Raw genomic sequence first — 18,171 nt, forward strand, 5'->3', positions numbered from 1 at the left:
GGGAGGGAACGCAGCGAGTGTGCGGCGAGAGATCGCCCTACAGCGCCACGCTGCGCAGACCAAAACTGCGCGCTTCGTTCTGCAGCACCGGGCGCACCGCGTCGATCAGGCGCGCGGCGGCGGCATCCACGCTGAGTCCCGCGGTATCCACCACCGCCGTCGCACGCGCATACAACGGCTCGCGGCTGCGCAAAATGTTGCGCAACTCCGTCATGGCGGAACGATCGTCCGCCATCGGTCGAAGATCGCCCTGGCGGCGGACACGGGCCATGTGCTCCTCGGGCTCGGCCTTCAGCCAGATCGTGTAGAACGACGACAGGATCTGGTCGAAGGTCAGGGGCTCCGAGACGATGCCGCCGCCGGTCGCCAGCACCATCAGCTCGTTGCGCGCGAGCAGCTGTTGCAGCGCCGCCTGCTCCATGCGGCGAAAGCCTTCCTGGCCGTACAGCGCGATGATCTCGGCGACCGAGAGGCCGTTCTGCTGCTCGACCTCCTTGTTGAGCTCTACAAAACTCCAGCCGACCTTCTTCGCCAGCATCCTGCCGAGCGTGGATTTGCCGGCGCCGCGCAGGCCGATCAGCGCGATGCCGCAGAACGGCGCGCGCCGCTGCGCCGATGCGCTGCCTCCGGCGAGCAGATCCTTGGCCTGCGCGATCTGCGCTGGCGTCGCCTTGCGCAGGAGATCGCGAAACATCTGCCAGTCCGGCGTCGGATCGGCGCTGGGGAGCAGATCTTCGAGATGCGCACCCATCGCGTCGGAGACACGGCGGAGCAGCACGATCGAGACATTGCCCTTGCCGCTTTCGAGCTGCGCGATGTAGCGCTCCGAGATTCCTGATACCTTGGCGAGCACTTTGCGCGACATGCCGCGCAGTGCGCGCATGGTGCGCACGCGCTGGCCGAGCTGTTCGAGAAATCGGGATTCGGCGTCGGGACTGTCGGTCATGAGCCTTCTTTTGCGGATGTCCTGCGGCGCGTTTTAATGAAACATAATGCCTGCTAGCATTGACAGCAAGCCGCCGCGGTGTCTTTCTATGAATTATAATTCTAAATTCGGGGGAGAAGTCCGTGAGCGAGGGATCCTATAACGCGGTGACCTGGCTGCTCGACCGTAACGTCGAAGAGGGGCGTGGCAACAAGCTCGCCTTCGACGACACCGTCTCGCGGCTCACCTATGGCGAGCTCCAGCGCGAAAGCCGCCGCGCCGCCAACATGCTGCGCCGTCTCGGCGTCCGCCGCGAGGAGCGCGTGGCGATGATCATGCTCGATACGGTCGATTTCCCGATCGTGTTCCTGGGCGCGATCCGCGCCGGCATCGTGCCGGTGCCGCTCAACACGCTGCTGACCGCGGATCAATACGCCTACATCCTCGCCGACTGCCGTGCCCGCGTGCTGTTCGTCTCCGAAGCGCTCTATCCCGTCATCAAGGACGTCGTCGGCCGCATGCCCGATCTCGAGCATGTCGTGGTCTCCGGCGCCAAGCAGAACGGCCACAAGCAACTCGCCGAGGAGCTCGCGGGCGAGAGCGATCAGTTCACCACCGCCGCGACGCATCCGGACGAGCCGGCATTCTGGCTCTATTCGTCCGGCTCGACCGGCATGCCCAAGGGCGTGCGCCATCTGCATTCGAACCTGCAGGCCACCGCCGACACCTACGCAAAGCAGGTGCTCGGCATTCGCGAGAGCGACGTCTGCCTCTCCGCGGCAAAGCTGTTCTTCGCCTATGGTCTCGGCAATGCGCTGACCTTCCCGATGTCGGTCGGCGCCACCGTGGTGCTGAACAGCGAGCGTCCGACGCCGGCGCGGATGTTCGACCTGATGAACCGCTACAACCCGTCGATCTTCTACGGCGTGCCGACCTTGTTCGCGGCCATGCTCAACGACGAGACGATGAAGAGCGAGCGTGGCGGAAAATCGCTGCGCATCTGCACCTCGGCCGGCGAGGCGCTGCCGGAATCCGTCGGCAACAGCTGGAAGGCGCGCTTCGGCGTCGACATTCTCGACGGCGTCGGCTCGACCGAGCTCTTGCACATCTTCCTGTCGAACGCGCCCGGCGACATCAAATACGGCTCCTCCGGCAAGCCGGTGCCGGGCTACGCGGTGCGGCTGGTCAACGAGGCCGGCCAGGACGTCGCCGACGGCGAGGTCGGCGAGCTCCTGGTCGATGCGCCTTCCGCCGGCGAAGGCTACTGGAACCAGCGCCACAAGAGCCGCCGCACCTTCGAGGGCCCGTGGACCCGCACCGGCGACAAATATGTCCGGGATGCCGAGGGCCGCTACATCTTCTGCGGCCGTGCCGACGACATGTTCAAGGTCTCCGGCATCTGGGTTTCGCCGTTCGAGGTCGAGAGCGCGCTGATCACGCATCCGGCAGTGCTGGAAGCCGCCGTCGTGCCCGAGGCCGATCCGGAAGGCCTCCTGAAGCCAAAGGCTTTCGTCGTGCTGCGTCCGGGCGTGAAGACGGCGGATTTGCAGGAGACGCTGAAGGAGCACGTCAAGAAGAAGATCGGCCCGTGGAAATATCCGCGCTGGATCGACGTGGTGGAGTCCTTGCCGAAGACCGCGACGGGGAAAATCCAGCGGTTCAAGCTGCGGGAAGGGGCGAATTGATTGGCTTCGTCATTCCGGGGCGCGCGAAGCGCGAACCCGGAATCTCGATCCGCAGACTGCAATCTCGGGATTCCGGATCAACTCGCTTTGCGAGTTGTCCGGAATGACGGAATGAATGGAATCGACAGCATGACCAACCTCACCCCCAGCGGCTTCCTGACCATCGGCAACGCCAGCCTCGAATACAAATGGCTCGCGCCGCAATCAGCGGACGCGCCGACCATCGTCATGCTGCATGAAGGCCTCGGCTCGGTCGGCCTCTGGGGCGACTTACCGGAAAAGCTTCGAGAGGCGACCGGTGCCGGCATCTTCGTCTATTCGCGTGCGGGCTACGGGCAGTCGAGCCCGGTCACGCTGCCGCGGCCGCTCGATTACATGCAGCGCGAGGCGCTGGACGTGCTGCCGAAACTGCTCGATGCGATCGGCTTCAAGCGTGGCCTCCTGCTCGGCCATTCCGACGGCGCCTCGATCGCGACGATCTATGCCGGCGCGCATCAGGATCATCGCCTGAACGGCCTCGTGCTGATCGCGCCGCATTTCATCGTCGAGGACATCTCGGTGAAATCCATCGCCGCGATCAAGACGGCCTTCGAGACCACCGATCTCAAGACCAAGCTCGCGCGCTGGCACAAGGACGTCGACAACGCCTTCTACGGCTGGAACGGCGCCTGGCTCGATCCGAAATTCCGCGACTGGGACATCTCGGAATATCTCGCCTATATCCGCGTACCTGTCATGGTCCTGCAAGGTGTGGACGACCAATATGGCACGCTGCGCCAGGTCGAGATCGCGCAGGAAGAGTGTTATTGTCCGGTAGATTTGAAAGTCATTTCAGGCGCGGGACATTCCCCGCATCGTGAAGCGCCGGGGGCGACGCTTGACGCGATCGAGCAATTTGCAAAGGCGGCCCTGCGCGACGACCAGGGCCTTCAGGGACGCGCCGCATGACGTTGCGGAGGCGCACCTTTCATGAGTGCGCCGCCGAATGCGAGCGGCCAATTGCCGTGGCCGCGATGGGCCTATGTGCCGGGCGAGGCCGCCGGGCTGAATGCCGACTACGTGACGCTCGATATGGCCAAGGCGCTGGTGCCCTCGGCCTTTCGCGGCCATGTGCCGGCGCGCCATCCGGCGCTGCGCTACGGGCTGGCGCTCAACGACCGCGGCTATTTCTGGGAAGCGCAGGAGGTGCTGGAGGCGGTGTGGGCCGCGGCGCCCCAGGGCGGCCGCGAGCGCATTCTGCTGCGCGCCTGCATCCACATCGCCAATGCGAACTTGCGGCTGCGCATGCAGAGGTCGCACTCGGCGGCACGGCTGTTCGGCGAGGCGCTGGCAGAGCTGCGCGCGCTGAGCGCGCGCAAGACGGCTGCGGCCGGCGACGGCTTTGTCGAGAGCTTCCCCATTGCGGCGCTGACGGCGTTGCTCCAGGCCAAGATCGGCCGTCCCCAGCTCTCCAAGGCCGACTGGATCGCACTCGGCGCCATCGTGCGGTCCTAGGCGCCGGCATGAAACAAAGTGCATGTCCTGACCGTTAGGGACTAGACGCACTCCAAAATGTGCACTATTGTGCATCTAACGGTTAAACCAAGACGAACTCAAGGGTGGCCCATGGCCAGGGAAGATCGGCGCCTCGCAGGCGGCGCGACATTCATCGATTTCCAGACCGAACCGTCCCGCTACAAGCACTGGAAGCTTGCGGTCGATGGCGACGTTGCGACCCTGACCATGGACGTCGACGAGAATGGCGGCCTGTTCGAGGGCTATCTGCTCAAGCTCAATTCCTACGACCTCGGCGTCGACATCGAGCTTGCCGATGCGATCCAGCGCCTGCGCTTCGAGCATCCCGAGGTGAAGGTGGTGGTGATGCGCTCGGCCAAGAACCGCGTGTTCTGCGCCGGCGCCAACATCCGCATGCTCGCGGGCTCGACCCACGCCCACAAGGTCAACTTCTGCAAGTTCACCAACGAGACCCGCAACGGCATGGAGGATTCGTCCGAGAATTCCGGCCAGCGCTTCATCACCGTGGTGAACGGCTCCGCCGCCGGCGGCGGCTATGAGCTCGCGCTTGCGACCGACCACATCATCCTCGCCGACGACGGTGCGTCTTCGGTGGCGCTGCCCGAAGTGCCGCTGCTCGCGGTGCTGCCCGGCACCGGCGGCCTCACCCGCGTCGTCGACAAGCGCAAGGTGCGCCGCGACCACGCCGACTTCTTCTGCACCATCGAGGAAGGCGTGAAAGGCAAGCGCGCCGTGCAGTGGCGTCTCGTCGACGAGATCGCGCCGAACTCCAAGCTGGAAGGCAGGATTGCCGAGCGCGTCAAGGAATTTTCCACGGCTTCCAAACGCAGCGGCAGCGGCAAGGGCATTGCGCTGACGCCGCTCAGGCGCATCGTCGACGAGACCAGCCTGCGCTACGGCTTCGTCACCGTCGACATCGATCGTGCTGCCCGCATCGCCACCATCTCGATCAAGGCGCCGGAGGTGGCGCCGCCCGCCGACATCGACGGCATGATAGCGCAGGGCGCTTCGTTCTGGCCGCTCCAGGTCGCGCGCGAGCTCGACGATGCGATCCTGCATCTGCGCATCAACGAGCTCGAGATCGCCATGCTGGTGTTCAAGAGCCATGGCGACCGCGCCCATGTGCTCGCAGCCGACGCCTTCCTCGACGCCAACAAGGCGCACTGGCTGGTCAACGAGATCCGTCACTACTGGAAGCGCGTGCTCAAGCGTATCGACGTCACCTCGCGGACGCTGGTGACGCTGGTCGAGCCCGGCTCCTGCTTTGCCGGCACGCTCGCCGAGCTCGTCTTCGCCGCCGACCGCTCCTACATGCTGATCGGCACGCGCCAGGGCGACAACCGGCCGCCGCCGTCGATCGAACTGTCGGCGATGAACTTTGGCCCGTATCCGATGAGCCATGGTTTGACGCGGCTGCAGTCGCGCTTCCAGGCCGACCCGTCCGACCTGGAGCGCGCGGAAGCCACCGTCGGCACCAGCCTGGACGCCGAGGAGGCCGAGGAGCTTGGCCTCGTCACCTTCGCGCTCGATGACATCGACTGGGATGACGAGGTCCGCGTGTTTCTGGAGGAGCGCGCCAGCTTCTCGCCCGACAGCCTCACCGGCATGGAAGCGAGCCTCCGCTTCGTCGGCCCGGAGACGATGGAATCAAAGATCTTCGCGCGCCTCACCGCCTGGCAGAACTGGATCTTCCAGCGCCCGAACGCGGTCGGCGAGGAAGGCGCGCTCCGCCGCTACGGCAGCGGCCAGAAGCCGAAATTCGATATGACAAGAGTTTAGGGAGAAGCACGGCCATGAACATGAACATCATGAACGTCGACTACTCGACCAAGATTCCCAACAACGTCAATCTCGCCGAAGACCGCCAGGTGCTGAAGGCACTCGAGGGCTGGCATCCCGGCTACATGGACTGGTGGAGCGACATGGGGCCGGAAGGTTTTCAGGAGTCGCTGGTGTATCTGCGCACCGCCTACTCCGTCGACCCGCGTGGCTGGGCCAAGTTCGACTATGTCCGCATGCCCGACTATCGCTGGGGCATCCTGCTTGCGCCGCAGGAAGAGAACCGCGTCGTTCCCTTCGGCGAGCATTATGGCGAGCCGGCCTGGCAGGAAGTGCCGGGCGAGCATCGCGCCATGCTGCGCCGCCTGATCGTGATCCAGGGCGACACCGAGCCGGCCTCGGTCGAGCAGCAGCGCCATCTCGGCAAGACCGCGCCCTCGCTCTACGACATGCGCAACCTGTTCCAGGTCAATGTCGAGGAAGGCCGCCACCTCTGGGCGATGGTCTACCTGCTCCAGAAGTACTTTGGCCGCGACGGCCGCGAGGAAGCGGATGACTTGCTGCGCCGCCGCTCCGGCGATGCGGACGCGCCGCGCATGCTCGGCGCCTTCAACGAGGCGACGCCGGACTGGCTGTCCTTCTTCATGTTCACCTACTTCACGGACCGCGACGGCAAGATGCAGCTGCACAGCCTCGCGCAATCGGGCTTCGACCCCTTGTCGCGCACCTGCCGCTTCATGCTCACGGAAGAAGCGCACCACATGTTCGTCGGCGAGACCGGCATCACCCGTGTCGTGCAGCGCACCTGCGATGCGATGCGCGAAGCCGGCATCAGCGATCCCACCGACATCGCCAAGGTCCGCGCGCTCGGCGTGATCGACCTGCCGACCATCCAGAAGAAGCTGAACCTGCACTACACGCTGTCGCTCGACCTGTTCGGCTCGGAGGTCTCGACCAACGCGGCGAACGCCTTCAACGCCGGCATCAAGGGCCGCTATCACGAGACCCAGATCGAGGACGATCACCAGCTCAAGAACGCCACCTATCCGGTGCTCAAGTTCATCAACGGCGAGATCAAGCTGGTCGACGAGCCGGCGCTGACCGCGCTCAACATGCGCCTGCGCGACGATTACAGCCAGGATTGCGTCAAGGGCATACTGCGCTGGAACAAGGTGATCTCGACCGCGGGCTACGACTTCAAGCTGACCTTGCCCAACGTCGCCTTCCACCGCCACATCGGCGAGTTCAAGGACGTCCATGCGACGCCCGACGGCATCCTGATCGACGATGCCACCTGGGCCAAGCGCAAGGACGAATGGCTGCCTTCGACGGCCGACGGCGACTTCATCACCTCCTTGATGCAGCCCGTCACCGAAACCGGCAAGTTCGCCTCCTGGATCTCGCCGCCGAAAGTCGGCATCGACAACAAGCCCGGCGATTTCGAGTACGTGAAGATCGAGTCGTAAGCGCGGCCTCAAACTCAACTGTCGTCCCGGACAAGCAAACGCCTGGCAACGCGTAGCGTTGCCAGGCGTTTGTGCAGATCCGGGACCCATAACCCCAGGGAGAGGTCGTAGCGCGAGCAGCCAACCACGAGTCTTCGCCAAACCACTCCCTGTGGTTATGGATCCCGGATCTGCGCTCGCTTTGCTCGCTTGTCCGGGACGACACTAAATATTATGAGGTGAGGGCGCCGCGTCTATCAACCAGCGCATCTCATCGTCCCCCCGGTTCAGCTACCCCGCAATCTCCAGCCCGGCATTGGCGTAGACCACGCCGCCATCCACCGCGATGGTGTTGCCGACCACGTAATCGCCGGCACGCGAGGCGAGATAGATCGCGACCCCTGCCATGTCCTCGTCGGTTCCGATGCGCCGCGCCGGAATGCGCTTGGCGACCTCGTCCGAATGGTCGCGCGCGGCCCGGTTCATGTCGGACTTGAACGCGCCGGGCGCGATCGCGGTGACGTTGATGTTGTCCTTGATCAGCTTCGTCGCCATGCGCCGCGTCAGATGGATCACGGCGGCCTTGCTGGCGGCGTAGGAGTAGGTCTCGCCGGGATTGACGAAGATGCCGTCGACCGAGGCGATGTTGATGACCTTGGCCGGACGTTCAGCGCTTGCCGCCGCGCGCAGCGGCTTCGCCAGCGCCTTGGTCAGGAAGAACAGCGACTTGACGTTGAGGTCCATCACCTTGTCCCAGCCGCTTTCTGGGAATTCGTCGAACTCCGCGCCCCAGGCCGCGCCGGCATTGTTGACGAGGATGTCGAGCTTCGGCTCCAGCTTGATGATTTCGCCCGCGAGCTTGTCGCAGCCTTCGACGGTCGAGATGTCGATCGGCAGCGCGATACACTCGCCGTCATATTGGCCTGACAGCTCTTTCGCCGTCGCCTCGCACGGCCCCGCCTTGCGCGCGGTGATGTAGACCTTCGCAGCGCCCTGCGCCAGGAAGCCGGCCGCGATCATCTTGCCGATGCCGCGCGAGCCGCCGGTCACGAGTGCGATGCGGCCTTTGAGCGAGAACAGATCGTTGAACATGGTGCCTCCCTTGGTTTGGCGACGTTTTGAGCGGGGAGGAGAGGGGAGTCAAGAAACGGTGGGAGTGTGGTGCGTCAGCCGTTCAACCAACTCGGTGTCGTCCCGGCGGAGGCCGGGACCCATAACCACAGGGAGACGTATGGCGAAGACTCGTTGTCCGGTACTCATACCAACCGCAATCGATAGATTCCGCGGTATGGGTCCCGGCCTCCGCCAGGACGACAGCGGGGATGAAGCTATGCCGCCGCGATCCGGCGGAAGCCGTTCCACATCGCGGTCGCGGCGCCCGAGGTCAGCACCGGCAGGATCCGCGCGTCCTGGTAGTTGCCGTTGAGCGAGACGCGCGGCAGCGCGGTCATGTGGCCGGCGTTCTCGGCGAACAGCATGCCGGGTCGCGTCGTCACCGCGGTCTTGAAGCCGGCCGATGCGGCCAGCGCAAATTCGCGCATCCCGGCAGCCTCGCGGTCGCCATAGGGATAGGCGAGGTGCAGCACGGGACGCTCCAGCGCCTGCTCGATCCGCGTGCGGCTGACCGCCATCTCCTGCGCGGCGATCTCCTCGCTCTGCCTGGCGAGATTGCAATGGCTGATGGTGTGCGCGCCGATCGTGACCAGCGGATCTGCGGCCAACTGCTTCACCCCGTCCCAGGACAGGCAGAGGGTGCGGCACAGCGCTTCCATGTCGACGCCATGCCTGGCGCAGAGCGCGGCGATCTCGCGCGAGAGATCATGCTCGCCCGGCAGCGCGCGCAGCCAGTCGTGCAGGCGGTCGAACGCCGCCTGTTTCGCGGCAGGCGTCGTCGCGTCGAGCCGGAGCGCGGAATTGCCGATTGTTACGTCGATCTGCTCGGCGCCGGCGATCACGGCTTCCAGCGCCGTCCACCACAGCCGCCCCGTGCCCTCGGCAAAATCGCTGGCGACATAGACCGCCAAAGGCGCGTCAAATTCGCGCAGCACTGGCAGCGCATGGTCCAGATTATCGCGATAGCCGTCGTCGAGGGTGAAGGCGGCGAAGCGGCGGGTGAACCGGCCCTGCACCAGCCGCTCATGCAGCTCGTCCATGCTGACGATGTCGATGTCGCGCGAGCGCAGATGGCGCAGCGTCGAGCGCAGGAAATCCGGGGTGACCTCCAGATGCCGGTTCGGCTGGAACGCGGCCTCGCGGGCCGGCCGCACGTGGTGCAGCATGAAAATGGCGCCAACGCCCGACAGGAGCGGGCGCAACAGGTGGTGCGCTCCGCTGAAATAGAGTGCTCCCAGCCCGGCGCGGATGACGTTGTTACGAAGTTGTTTCATGACCCGCTGGCGGACTCTGGCCTTCCGTTTTCAACTTACGGAAGAACCCTTGAAGAAAAAGTTATTCCAATTGTCCACGCAAAGGCCTTGCGAGGGCCGCCATTTCCGGTTTGACAGCCTGCCAAGGGTTTGTTTTGTCTCCGGTTCCAGAGTTCGGGTCGTCGAATGCAGAAGCTTTTCAGGTGGGCCAGCAAATGGTGGCCAGGGCTGATCCCCCTGGCCGTCATGTGGGGATTTGCGGTCTGGAATAACACCTTACCGGTCGAGGCGGACCTGTCTGCCCGCAGCTCGGCGGCGCTCAAGGATACCGTTCTGGACAAGACCCGGATCGCGGTGGACGGCCGCGACGTCAGCCTGGCCGCGGACGCCTTTTCCGAGGAAGGGCGCCGTGACGCCGTGATGGCGGTGGAGATCGTCCCGGGCGTGCGCCTGGTCGATGACCGGACCCGCCTCGTTGCCGAGGCGAAGCCCTTCGTCTGGAACGCCGAACGTGACGTCGTGCGGGTGACGCTGTCGGGCTCCGCGCCCTTGCCGTCGATGAAGGCCCGCCTGACGGAGGTCGCACGCAAGGAGGTCGGCGGCGTCGAGGTGGCCGATCAGATGGGGCTGGCGCGTGGCGCGCCACCGCGTTTCGAGGCCGCCGCGATGCTTCTGCTCGACCAGATCGGCAAGCTCAAGGACGGCAAGATCACGATCTCCGACACAAAGGTCAATCTGTCCGGGATGGCGCGCGAGCTCGGCGGACGCGAGGCGATCGCGGCTGCGCTGAAGAATTTGCCGGAAGGGTTCTCGATCGCCGCCAACGACATCAAGGCGCCGCCCTACATCTTCCAGGCCTACAAGGACCCGGTTGCCGCGACCGTGACGCTGACCGGCTATGTTCCGGACAACAATGTCCATGCGGCGATCGCAACCAGCGCGTCGCGAAAATTCTTCAACGAGAAGGTCGTCGACAATCTCAAGGCCAGCCTCGGCGCGCCCGGCGCCTTCAACCCCGCCGTGGTCGCAGCGCTCGGAGCGCTGTCGCGGCTGTCGACCGGCACGCTCGTGGTGTCCGATCGCGAGGTGAAGCTGTCGGGCGATGCGCTCTATGAAGGCGCTGCCAACGACATTCGCGCCGGCCTCGGCAAGGACTTCCCGAAAAACTGGCAGTACAAGCCGGAAATCACGGTGAAGCCCGCGCCGGGTCCGGTCGACGGCACTGTCTGCCAGCAATTGTTCTCCGAGCTCCTGACCAAGGGCAAGATCCGCTTCGCAACGAAGCGCGCCGACATCGATCCGGACTCTGCGGGAATCCTCGACCATCTGATCGAGACGGCCCTGCGCTGTCCCACCACCAATATCGAGGTCGCCGGGCACACTGATGCCGACGGTGAGGACGCGTTCAACCAGGCTCTCTCGGAAAAGCGCGCGCAGGCGGTGATCGACTATCTGGTCAAGGCCGGCCTTCCCGCCAGCCGCTTCGCCGCGGTCGGCCACGGCAGCACGCAGCCGGTCGCCGGCAACGACACCGACGACGGCAAGGCGCAGAACCGCCGCATCGAATTTCTGGTGAGGTGACGATGCCCTATCTCCTCTCGTTCCATCTGGGCTGGCTGATCGGATCGCTGGTGCTGGGTTTCTGCATGGGCTGGATCTCGGTGGTCCAGCGCGGCAACGGCACCTCGAAGGTCACCGCGCGCTGGCTCGCCGCGCTCGCCGTCGCGCTGGTCGCGGCCTCGTTCGCGCATGTGGTCCCCGGCCGCTTCGGCTACTGGCTCGACCTCGGCCTCATCATGTTCGCCTGCTACCTGGTCGGCTGCACCATCGGTGCCTGGCTGCGCGACCGGGTAGTCTCGCGGAGCCAGCCTGTCGGCTGAGCGCTTACGCGCGAGTGAGGTGAGTGAGGCGGCCATCACTCTCTCGCTCCCTCCCCCCTTGCGGGGGAGGGTCGGGGAGAGGGGTCCCACACGGGGACTCTTTCCATGTGCACTCACATTCGATGCAATAATCGACTGCTTTTCCTGGGCCACCCCTCTCCCTAGCCCTCCCCCGCAAGGGGGGAGGGAACGCACCGCTATCGGGGCGCCAGGCGAGGCATATCCCAGCGAACCTCGATCCGACGTCGCGATAACCGCCTGATCAGCAAGCAAATCGCCGAGCGATCAAACTATGCTTGACAATAATACGTACGTACGTATTATTCGCTCCATGCCAAAGCCCTCGCTCAAAGACGCCATCCTCGACGCCGGCCTCAAGGTCATGTTCCGGACCGGCTATCACGGCACCAGCGTGCGCGACGTCACCGCTGCGGCGGGCGCGCCGCAGGGGTCCTTCACCAACCATTTCCGCTCCAAGGAAGCGTTCGCTGCGGAGGTGCTCGACCGCTACTTCGACGTCACCAGGGGGCTGGTCGAAGAAGCGCTTGAGGACTCCTCGCTGACGCCGCGCGAGCGCCTCAAGCGCTATCTCGACATCATCACCGGCCGGCTCAAGGCCGACGGTTATGGTCGTGGCTGTCTGATCGGCGATCTCAGCCTGGAGGCGACCGGCAGCAGCGAAATGCTGCGCACACGCCTGACCGAGATCTTTGCCGAATGGCGCGTGCCGTTCGCGGCCTGCATCGCCGACGCTCAGGCGCGCGGCGAGATCGCCTCCGATTTCGAGCCCGGGGAGCTTGCCGACTTCCTGCTCGCGTCCTGGCAGGGGGCGATCCTGCGGATGAAGGTCGATCGCAATCCGAAAGCGCTCGAACGTTTCAAGACCATCGCATTTCAAACTGTGTTCAAGGAGCCGACATGAGCAAGCCAATCGAGATCGAGATTCGCAACGCGCCCGTGCTGGGAAGCAGCATGGCTTATCGCGAGACGGGTGCGCAGGATGCGCCGGTCGTGCTGTTTCTGCACGGCAACCCAACCTCGTCGCACATCTGGCGCAACATCCTGCCGTTGGTGTCACCGGTCGCGCATTGCATTGCGCCCGATCTCATCGGCCTCGGCCAATCCGGTAAGCCCGACATCGCCTACCGCTTCTTCGACCATGTCCGCTATCTCGATGCGTTCATCGAACAGCGCGGCATCACATCGGCCTATCTCGTCGCGCAGGACTGGGGCACCGCGCTCGCATTTCATCTCGCCGCGCGCCGGCCGGATTTCGTCCGCGGATTAGCCTTCATGGAATTCATCCGCCCGATGCCGACCTGGCAGGATTTCCACCATACCGAGGTCGCGGAGGAGCAAGACCATGCCGAGGCGGCGAGAGCGGTCTTTCGCAAGTTCAGGACGCCGGGCGAGGGGGAGGCCATGATCCTCGAGGCGAATGCGTTCGTCGAGCGCGTTCTGCCCGGCGGAATCGTCCGCAAGCTCAGCGACGACGAGATGGCGCCCTATCGTGCGCCGTTCCCGACGCCCGAGAGTCGTCGCCCCGTTCTTGCGTTTCCCCGCGAACTGCCGATCGCGCGCGAGCCTGCCGATGTTTATGAGGCGCTGCAATCCGCCCATGCGGCGCTGGCCGCATCTTCCTATCCGAAACTGCTGTTCACGGGCGAACCGGGCGCGCTGGTCTCGCCGGAATTTGGCGAACGGTTCGCGGCCTCGCTGACGCATTGCGCGTTGATCCGGCTCGGCGCGGGATTGCACTATCTGCAGGAGGACCACGCTGACGCAATCGGCCGATCGGTGGCCGGCTGGATCGCCGGCATCGAGGCGGTGCGTCCGCAGCTCGCCGCGTGAGGAGGGATGAGATGTCGGATGTGACGATCACCTATTGCCGTCCCTGCGGCTACGAGAAGCGTGCGAAGGAAGTTGCCGCGGCGCTGCGCCGGCAACTGGCGCTGGAGGCGGATCTCGTGGCCGGCAAGGGCGGCATCTTTCAGGTCAAGCTCGGCGACAGGATTGTCGCCAGCCGCAGCAAGGGCCATTTTCCCGGCACCGACGAGATCGTCGCGGCCGTCGCCGCGGCGCGGCATTGATCCGGGGAGGCACGCAGATGTCGGTTGTCTGGAACGAAGGTCTGGCGGCAATCGACTGGAACGAGCTTTCCGCGCTCTACCGCATCGCTCCGCTCGGCAACAAGACACCAGCCGATCTCGCGCTCGTGTTCGGCAACAGCATGTTCTGTGCCTTCGCTTATGACCAGGGCCGGCTGGTTGGCGCCGGCCGGGCGCTGGCGGACGGCCGCGACTGCGCCTATCTCTGTGACGTCGCGGTGCACCCGGACTATCAGGGGCAAGGCCTCGGCCGCGAGATCATCGAGCGGCTGCTGGCGCGATGCCGCGGACATCGCAAAATCATCCTCTACGCGGTGCCTGGCAAAGAGGGCTTTTATGAGCGTCTCGGCTTCCGCCGGATGACGACGGCCATGGCGATCTTCGACGACCCGGCCAGCGCCTATCGGCGCGGCTATCTGACCGCCCCTTAAGCTGCCGCTGCGCTGCACCCGTCCGGTGCATCGGGAAATCCGTCCAGAACGACCCCGTCGCCCCTCTTTCAACAGCCGGGCGCGGTCCATAGATTGACGTCGGCTTAAAACGTGACGGAACATTGTGCGGCCGAAATCATCAAAACTTCATGGCGCCTGCGCAGGATTGCCATGGAGATTCGCGTCAGCCTTGCCGCCGAAAGCGCCAAACCGTGCATCAGGAGCCCGCAACCCTGCCTAAAATATTGAAGGCACGTGATTTTGTTCGAATTGACGAATTCCACTCCGCCGCAAAACGCGCTAGTGGAGGGGCAGGGGGCACGCGCGATGCCGGAGCCGGCGGCGAGGGTTCGTTGAGTGCCTGTACGTCGTCCGTCTGTTCGCCGGCCGTCCTGGCCGCTGAAGCGTTGTTCGAGGTCTAGATGCTGGAAGCCATACGCAGGGCGACGACGTTGCTGCGGCAGAAGCAAATCCTGCATAAGCTTGGAGTTGTGATCAGCGTCGCGGTCATCGGCATCGCTTGCTATGTGCTCTACCACATGCTGCGCGGCATCGACTTCAACGAGGTGATCGAGGCGATCAAGAGCACCGAGCCGAGCCAGATTGCGATGGCGGCGCTGTTCGTGGCCGCGGGCTATTTCACCCTGACCTTCTACGACCTGTTCGCCGTGCGCGCGATCGGCCACGCTCATGTGCCTTACCGCATCAATGCGCTCGCCGCCTTCACCAGCTATTCGATCGGCCACAATGTCGGCGCCAGCGTCTTCACCGGCGGCGCGGTGCGCTACCGCATCTATTCGGCCTATGGGCTGAACGCGATCGACGTCGCCAAGATCTGCTTCCTCGCCGGCCTGACCTTCTGGCTCGGCAATGCCGCCGTGCTGGGGCTCGGCATCTCCTACCATCCGGAGGCGGCGGCCTCGATCGACCAGCTTCCGCCCTGGCTGAACCGGACGCTGGCGCTGATGATCATCGTGGGACTGGTCGGCTATGTGGTCTGGGTCTGGACCCAGCCGCGCGTGGTCGGCCGCGGGCCCTGGACCGTGGTGCTGCCGGGCGGACCGCTGACGCTCCTCCAGATCGCGATCGGCATCATCGATCTCGGCTTCTGCGCACTCGCGATGTACGTGCTGGTCCCGGACGAGCCCAATCTCGGCTTCGTCGTGGTTGCCGTGATCTTCGTCTCGGCGACCCTGCTCGGCTTTGCCAGCCACTCGCCCGGGGGCCTTGGGGTGTTCGATGCCGCCATGCTGGTCGGCCTCTGGCAGATGGACCGGGAGGAACTGCTCGGAGGCATGCTGCTGTTCCGCGTCCTCTATTATCTGTCCCCTTTCGTCATATCTGTAATCTTGCTGACGTTTCGCGAAGTTATAATCGGCGCCCGATCGAAGCGTTTGCAGCAGGCGGCGCTCAAGCTCGACCCCGGCCCGGCGCGCGAAGCCGCCTATGTGAGAGAGCGCAGCGACAGCGGCGCCTGATCGGCCAAGCCTTTAGGTCAAAGCCTTCAGGACAGGGCCGTCAGGACAAGCCCTTAGGAGAAGCCCGCCCGATGGCGATCGACGCCCCCTCGTCTCCCACCGCGCAGCCCTGGTCCGACCGGCTGCGGCACTCGACGATCATCCTGATCGCCGCGGCGCTGGCGCTGTCGGTCGTGGTCTCGCTCGGCGAATTGTCGGCGTTGCACGCCATTGCCGTGTTCCTCTGCATCGCCGCTGCCGCGCTGATCCCCTGGCGGCTGCACGACACCGCCGCCTCGCGCGACGATGTCAGGCGCATCAATCCGGTCGAGAGCGCCGCGGTGGCCGCGGTCGTCGCCGGCATGCCGGACCCGGCGGTGCTGCTCGACCGCGCCGGCCGCGTCATCCATCTCAACGCGGCCGCGGCCCAGCTCGCGCCGGCGCTGCGCCGGAACGAACTCGCCCAGTTCGCGCTGCGCTCGCCGGAGATCATCACGGCGTTGCGCGAGTCGATCGCGACCACCGAGCCGCGGCGCGCGACCTATCTCGACCACGTCCCGGTCGATCGCTGGATGGAGCTGATCATCACGCCGGTGCCGGTGCCGACCACCTTCGGCGGCGCCGATAAATGCATGCTGATGACCTTCCACGACCAGACGCCGCTGCGCCGGGTCGAGGAGATGCGCGCCGACTTCGTCGCCAATGCCAGCCACGAGCTGCGCACGCCGCTCGCCGCGCTGTCCGGCTTCATCGACACGCTCCAGGGCCAGGCCAAGGACGACCCCAAGGCGCGCGAGCGCTTCCTCGGCATCATGCACAACCAGGCCACCCGCATGGCGCGCCTGATCGACGATCTGCTCTCGCTGTCGCGGGTCGAGCTGTCGGCCCATGTGCGGCCCGACACCCTGGTTGACCTGCTGCCGATCATCCGCCAGGTCGCCGACGGGCTCGAGCCGCTGGCGCGCGAGCGCCAGGTCGCGGTCGAGATCCATCTGCCGGAGCCGCCGGTGATGATCGCGGGCGACCGCGAGGAGCTGCTCCGCCTGTTCGAGAACCTGATTGAGAACGCGCTCAAATACGGCGCCTCGGGCGGACGCGTCATCGTGTCTCTGACCTCGGGGGCCGCGACTGATGGAACTCAGGAAATCCGGGTCATGGTCCGGGATTTCGGCCCCGGCATCGCGCCCGAGCACCTGCCGCGGCTGACCGAACGGTTCTACCGGGTCGACGTCGGCGACAGCCGCCTGCAGGGCGGGACCGGGCTCGGATTATCGCTGGTGAAACATATTCTTAACCGGCATCGCGGCCGGCTTTTGATCGAAAGCGTACCCAAACAGGGCGCCACTTTCACCGCCTGCTTTCCCCAGGTCAGGCCCCCGGCGACAGCCTAAAACTCAAGCGATTTCAATTGCTTGTGGCTGTCATCCGACTGTCACTAAACCTTCGTAAAAGCACAGCCGACCGCTCCTAAAGGGGCGGCACGGGGAGCGCGATCGGGCGCTGATGGCGCTTCGCTCCCCTGTATGGAGACCAGCATGAATTTCCTCAAAACCATCGTCGCTGCCGGCTTGGTCGCCGCATCGACGACCGCAGCCTTTGCTGCCGACATCACCGGCGCCGGTGCGACGTTCCCATTCCCGATCTATTCCAAGTGGGCTGACGCCTACAAGAAGGAGACCGGCAACGGTCTGAACTACCAGTCGATCGGTTCCGGCGGCGGCATCAAGCAGATCCAGGCCAAGACCGTGACCTTCGGCGCCAGCGACGCGCCGCTCAAGGCCGAGCAGCTCGAGAAGGACGGCCTCGTCCAGTGGCCGATGGTGATGGGCGCCATCGTCCCCGTCGTCAACATCGAGGGCGTGAAGCCGGGCGAGATGGTGTTCGACGGCGAGACGCTCGCCAGCATCTATCTCGGCAAGATCACCAAGTGGGACGATGCCGCGATCAAGAAGCTCAATCCGAACCTGAAGCTGCCGTCGGAGGCGATCACCGTGGTCCGCCGTTCGGACGGTTCGGGCACCACCTTCAACTTCACCAACTACCTCTCCAAGGCCAGCGCGGACTGGAAGAGCAAGGTCGGCGAGGGCACGGCCGTCGAGTGGCCGGTCGGCGTCGGCGCCAAGGGCAACGAGGGCGTGTCCGGCAACATCGGCCAGACCAAGAACTCGATCGGCTACGTCGAGTACGCCTATGCCAAGCAGAACAAGCTGACCTACGCCGGTCTCGTCAACAAGGCCGGCAAGCCGGTGCAGCCGACCGTCGAGGCCTTCCAGGCGGCTGCCTCGAACGCCGACTGGGCCAAGGCGCCCGGCTACTACGTCATCCTGACCGACCAGCCCGGCGAGAAGTCCTGGCCGATCACGGCGGCGACCTTCATCCTCATGCACAAGGATGCCACCGACAAGGCGGCCTCGCAGGAAGCCATCAAGTTCTTCCGCTGGGCCTTCAAGAACGGCGGCAAGGCGGCTGAAGAGCTCGACTACATCCCGATGCCCGAGGGTGTCGTGACCCTGATCGAGAAGACCTGGGCTGCCGAGATCAAGAGCTAAGCGCTGCTGTCCCGGACAGCGCGCCGGGATC

At 65.0% G+C, this 18,171-nt stretch carries 17 protein-coding genes; 14 read left to right on the forward strand and 3 right to left on the reverse strand.

Annotated features, from left to right (window positions below; all coding sequences use genetic code 11):
- Window positions 1-37 precede the first annotated feature (37 nt).
- Window positions 38-964, reverse strand: coding sequence for a helix-turn-helix transcriptional regulator (locus A3M7_RS0101335; RefSeq protein WP_256374843.1), 927 nt, complete (start codon window positions 962-964; stop codon window positions 38-40).
- Between the two features lie 104 nt (window positions 965-1,068).
- On the opposite strand from A3M7_RS0101335, the gene A3M7_RS0101340 reads away from it, so the two are divergent.
- From A3M7_RS0101340 to boxB, 5 genes are all read left to right on the forward strand, one after another.
- Window positions 1,069-2,610: a benzoate-CoA ligase family protein gene (locus tag A3M7_RS0101340; protein WP_027542293.1), complete on the forward strand. Its 1,542-nt coding sequence runs from the start codon at window positions 1,069-1,071 to the stop codon at window positions 2,608-2,610.
- Between the two features lie 129 nt (window positions 2,611-2,739).
- The gene (locus A3M7_RS0101345) at window positions 2,740-3,558 is read left to right on the forward strand and encodes an alpha/beta fold hydrolase (protein ID WP_198033677.1); all 819 of its coding nucleotides are present in this window, start codon (window positions 2,740-2,742) and stop codon (window positions 3,556-3,558) included.
- A 21-nt stretch (window positions 3,559-3,579) separates the two neighbouring features.
- A complete protein-coding gene (locus A3M7_RS0101350; RefSeq protein WP_027542295.1) occupies window positions 3,580-4,104 on the forward strand; it encodes a DUF309 domain-containing protein in 525 nt (174 codons plus the stop codon).
- A gap of 111 nt (window positions 4,105-4,215) precedes the next feature.
- A complete protein-coding gene (gene boxC / locus A3M7_RS0101355; RefSeq protein WP_027542296.1) occupies window positions 4,216-5,904 on the forward strand; it encodes a 2,3-epoxybenzoyl-CoA dihydrolase in 1,689 nt (562 codons plus the stop codon).
- Window positions 5,905-5,918: 14 nt separating this feature from the next.
- The gene (boxB, locus tag A3M7_RS0101360) at window positions 5,919-7,370 is read left to right on the forward strand and encodes a benzoyl-CoA 2,3-epoxidase subunit BoxB (protein WP_027542297.1); all 1,452 of its coding nucleotides are present in this window, start codon (window positions 5,919-5,921) and stop codon (window positions 7,368-7,370) included.
- A gap of 270 nt (window positions 7,371-7,640) precedes the next feature.
- Here boxB and A3M7_RS0101365 read toward each other — a convergent pair whose 3' ends face one another.
- Window positions 7,641-8,441: an SDR family oxidoreductase gene (locus A3M7_RS0101365; protein WP_027542298.1), complete on the reverse strand. Its 801-nt coding sequence runs from the start codon at window positions 8,439-8,441 to the stop codon at window positions 7,641-7,643.
- 236 nt (window positions 8,442-8,677) lie between these two features.
- Window positions 8,678-9,736, reverse strand: a complete 1,059-nt coding sequence (locus A3M7_RS0101370) for a polysaccharide deacetylase family protein (RefSeq protein ID WP_027542299.1) — start codon at window positions 9,734-9,736, stop codon at window positions 8,678-8,680.
- 165 nt (window positions 9,737-9,901) lie between these two features.
- On the opposite strand from A3M7_RS0101370, the gene A3M7_RS0101375 reads away from it, so the two are divergent.
- The 9 genes from A3M7_RS0101375 to pstS all read left to right on the forward strand — a co-directional run bounded on the left by A3M7_RS0101375 (window position 9,902) and on the right by pstS (window position 18,140).
- Entirely contained in the window at window positions 9,902-11,296 is a 1,395-nt protein-coding gene (locus A3M7_RS0101375) for an OmpA family protein (protein ID WP_027542300.1), read from the forward strand.
- A 2-nt stretch (window positions 11,297-11,298) separates the two neighbouring features.
- Entirely contained in the window at window positions 11,299-11,595 is a 297-nt protein-coding gene (locus A3M7_RS0101380) for a hypothetical protein (protein ID WP_027542301.1), read from the forward strand.
- 331 nt (window positions 11,596-11,926) lie between these two features.
- A complete protein-coding gene (locus tag A3M7_RS0101385) occupies window positions 11,927-12,517 on the forward strand; it encodes a TetR/AcrR family transcriptional regulator (RefSeq protein ID WP_027542302.1) in 591 nt (196 codons plus the stop codon).
- Entirely contained in the window at window positions 12,514-13,446 is a 933-nt protein-coding gene (locus A3M7_RS0101390) for a haloalkane dehalogenase (protein WP_027542303.1), read from the forward strand. The genes A3M7_RS0101385 and A3M7_RS0101390 overlap by 4 nt, the downstream gene beginning before the upstream one ends.
- Before the next feature lie 11 nt (window positions 13,447-13,457).
- The gene (locus A3M7_RS0101395) at window positions 13,458-13,685 is read left to right on the forward strand and encodes an Rdx family protein (protein WP_027542304.1); all 228 of its coding nucleotides are present in this window, start codon (window positions 13,458-13,460) and stop codon (window positions 13,683-13,685) included.
- A gap of 17 nt (window positions 13,686-13,702) precedes the next feature.
- Window positions 13,703-14,134, forward strand: coding sequence for a GNAT family N-acetyltransferase (locus A3M7_RS0101400; protein ID WP_027542305.1), 432 nt, complete (start codon window positions 13,703-13,705; stop codon window positions 14,132-14,134).
- Between the two features lie 422 nt (window positions 14,135-14,556).
- Window positions 14,557-15,612 carry a lysylphosphatidylglycerol synthase domain-containing protein gene (locus A3M7_RS0101405; RefSeq protein WP_027542306.1) on the forward strand — a complete coding sequence of 352 codons (1,056 nt, stop codon included), beginning with the start codon at window positions 14,557-14,559 and terminating at the stop codon, window positions 15,610-15,612.
- A gap of 71 nt (window positions 15,613-15,683) precedes the next feature.
- On the forward strand, window positions 15,684-16,982 hold the full coding sequence (locus A3M7_RS0101410) for an ATP-binding protein (protein ID WP_027542307.1): 1,299 nt from the start codon (window positions 15,684-15,686) through the stop codon (window positions 16,980-16,982).
- 144 nt (window positions 16,983-17,126) lie between these two features.
- Window positions 17,127-18,140 (forward strand): phosphate ABC transporter substrate-binding protein PstS, encoded by a 1,014-nt coding sequence (gene pstS / locus A3M7_RS0101415; RefSeq protein WP_027542308.1) that lies wholly within the window; start codon window positions 17,127-17,129, stop codon window positions 18,138-18,140.
- Window positions 18,141-18,171 lie beyond the last annotated feature (31 nt).

Origin of the sequence: Bradyrhizobium sp. WSM2254 (assembly GCF_000472645.1) — a bacterium.
Lineage (GTDB): Bacteria > Pseudomonadota > Alphaproteobacteria > Rhizobiales > Xanthobacteraceae > Bradyrhizobium > Bradyrhizobium niftali.

What these genes read in the sequence shown, in the direction of transcription:
- A3M7_RS0101390 (WP_027542303.1), top strand. Translation starts at nt 12,514, where the DNA reads ATGAGCAAGCCAATCGAGATCGAGATTCGCAACGCGCCCGTGCTGGGA.
- A3M7_RS0101365 (WP_027542298.1), bottom strand. Translation starts at nt 8,441, where the DNA reads ATGTTCAACGATCTGTTCTCGCTCAAAGGCCGCATCGCACTCGTGACC.
- A3M7_RS0101345 (WP_198033677.1), top strand. Translation starts at nt 2,740, where the DNA reads ATGACCAACCTCACCCCCAGCGGCTTCCTGACCATCGGCAACGCCAGC.
- A3M7_RS0101370 (WP_027542299.1), bottom strand. Translation starts at nt 9,736, where the DNA reads ATGAAACAACTTCGTAACAACGTCATCCGCGCCGGGCTGGGAGCACTC.
- A3M7_RS0101410 (WP_027542307.1), top strand. Translation starts at nt 15,684, where the DNA reads ATGGCGATCGACGCCCCCTCGTCTCCCACCGCGCAGCCCTGGTCCGAC.
- A3M7_RS0101380 (WP_027542301.1), top strand. Translation starts at nt 11,299, where the DNA reads ATGCCCTATCTCCTCTCGTTCCATCTGGGCTGGCTGATCGGATCGCTG.
- pstS (WP_027542308.1), top strand. Translation starts at nt 17,127, where the DNA reads ATGAATTTCCTCAAAACCATCGTCGCTGCCGGCTTGGTCGCCGCATCG.
- A3M7_RS0101405 (WP_027542306.1), top strand. Translation starts at nt 14,557, where the DNA reads ATGCTGGAAGCCATACGCAGGGCGACGACGTTGCTGCGGCAGAAGCAA.
- A3M7_RS0101400 (WP_027542305.1), top strand. Translation starts at nt 13,703, where the DNA reads ATGTCGGTTGTCTGGAACGAAGGTCTGGCGGCAATCGACTGGAACGAG.
- A3M7_RS0101350 (WP_027542295.1), top strand. Translation starts at nt 3,580, where the DNA reads ATGAGTGCGCCGCCGAATGCGAGCGGCCAATTGCCGTGGCCGCGATGG.
- A3M7_RS0101375 (WP_027542300.1), top strand. Translation starts at nt 9,902, where the DNA reads ATGCAGAAGCTTTTCAGGTGGGCCAGCAAATGGTGGCCAGGGCTGATC.
- boxC (WP_027542296.1), top strand. Translation starts at nt 4,216, where the DNA reads ATGGCCAGGGAAGATCGGCGCCTCGCAGGCGGCGCGACATTCATCGAT.
- boxB (WP_027542297.1), top strand. Translation starts at nt 5,919, where the DNA reads ATGAACATGAACATCATGAACGTCGACTACTCGACCAAGATTCCCAAC.
- A3M7_RS0101385 (WP_027542302.1), top strand. Translation starts at nt 11,927, where the DNA reads ATGCCAAAGCCCTCGCTCAAAGACGCCATCCTCGACGCCGGCCTCAAG.
- A3M7_RS0101395 (WP_027542304.1), top strand. Translation starts at nt 13,458, where the DNA reads ATGTCGGATGTGACGATCACCTATTGCCGTCCCTGCGGCTACGAGAAG.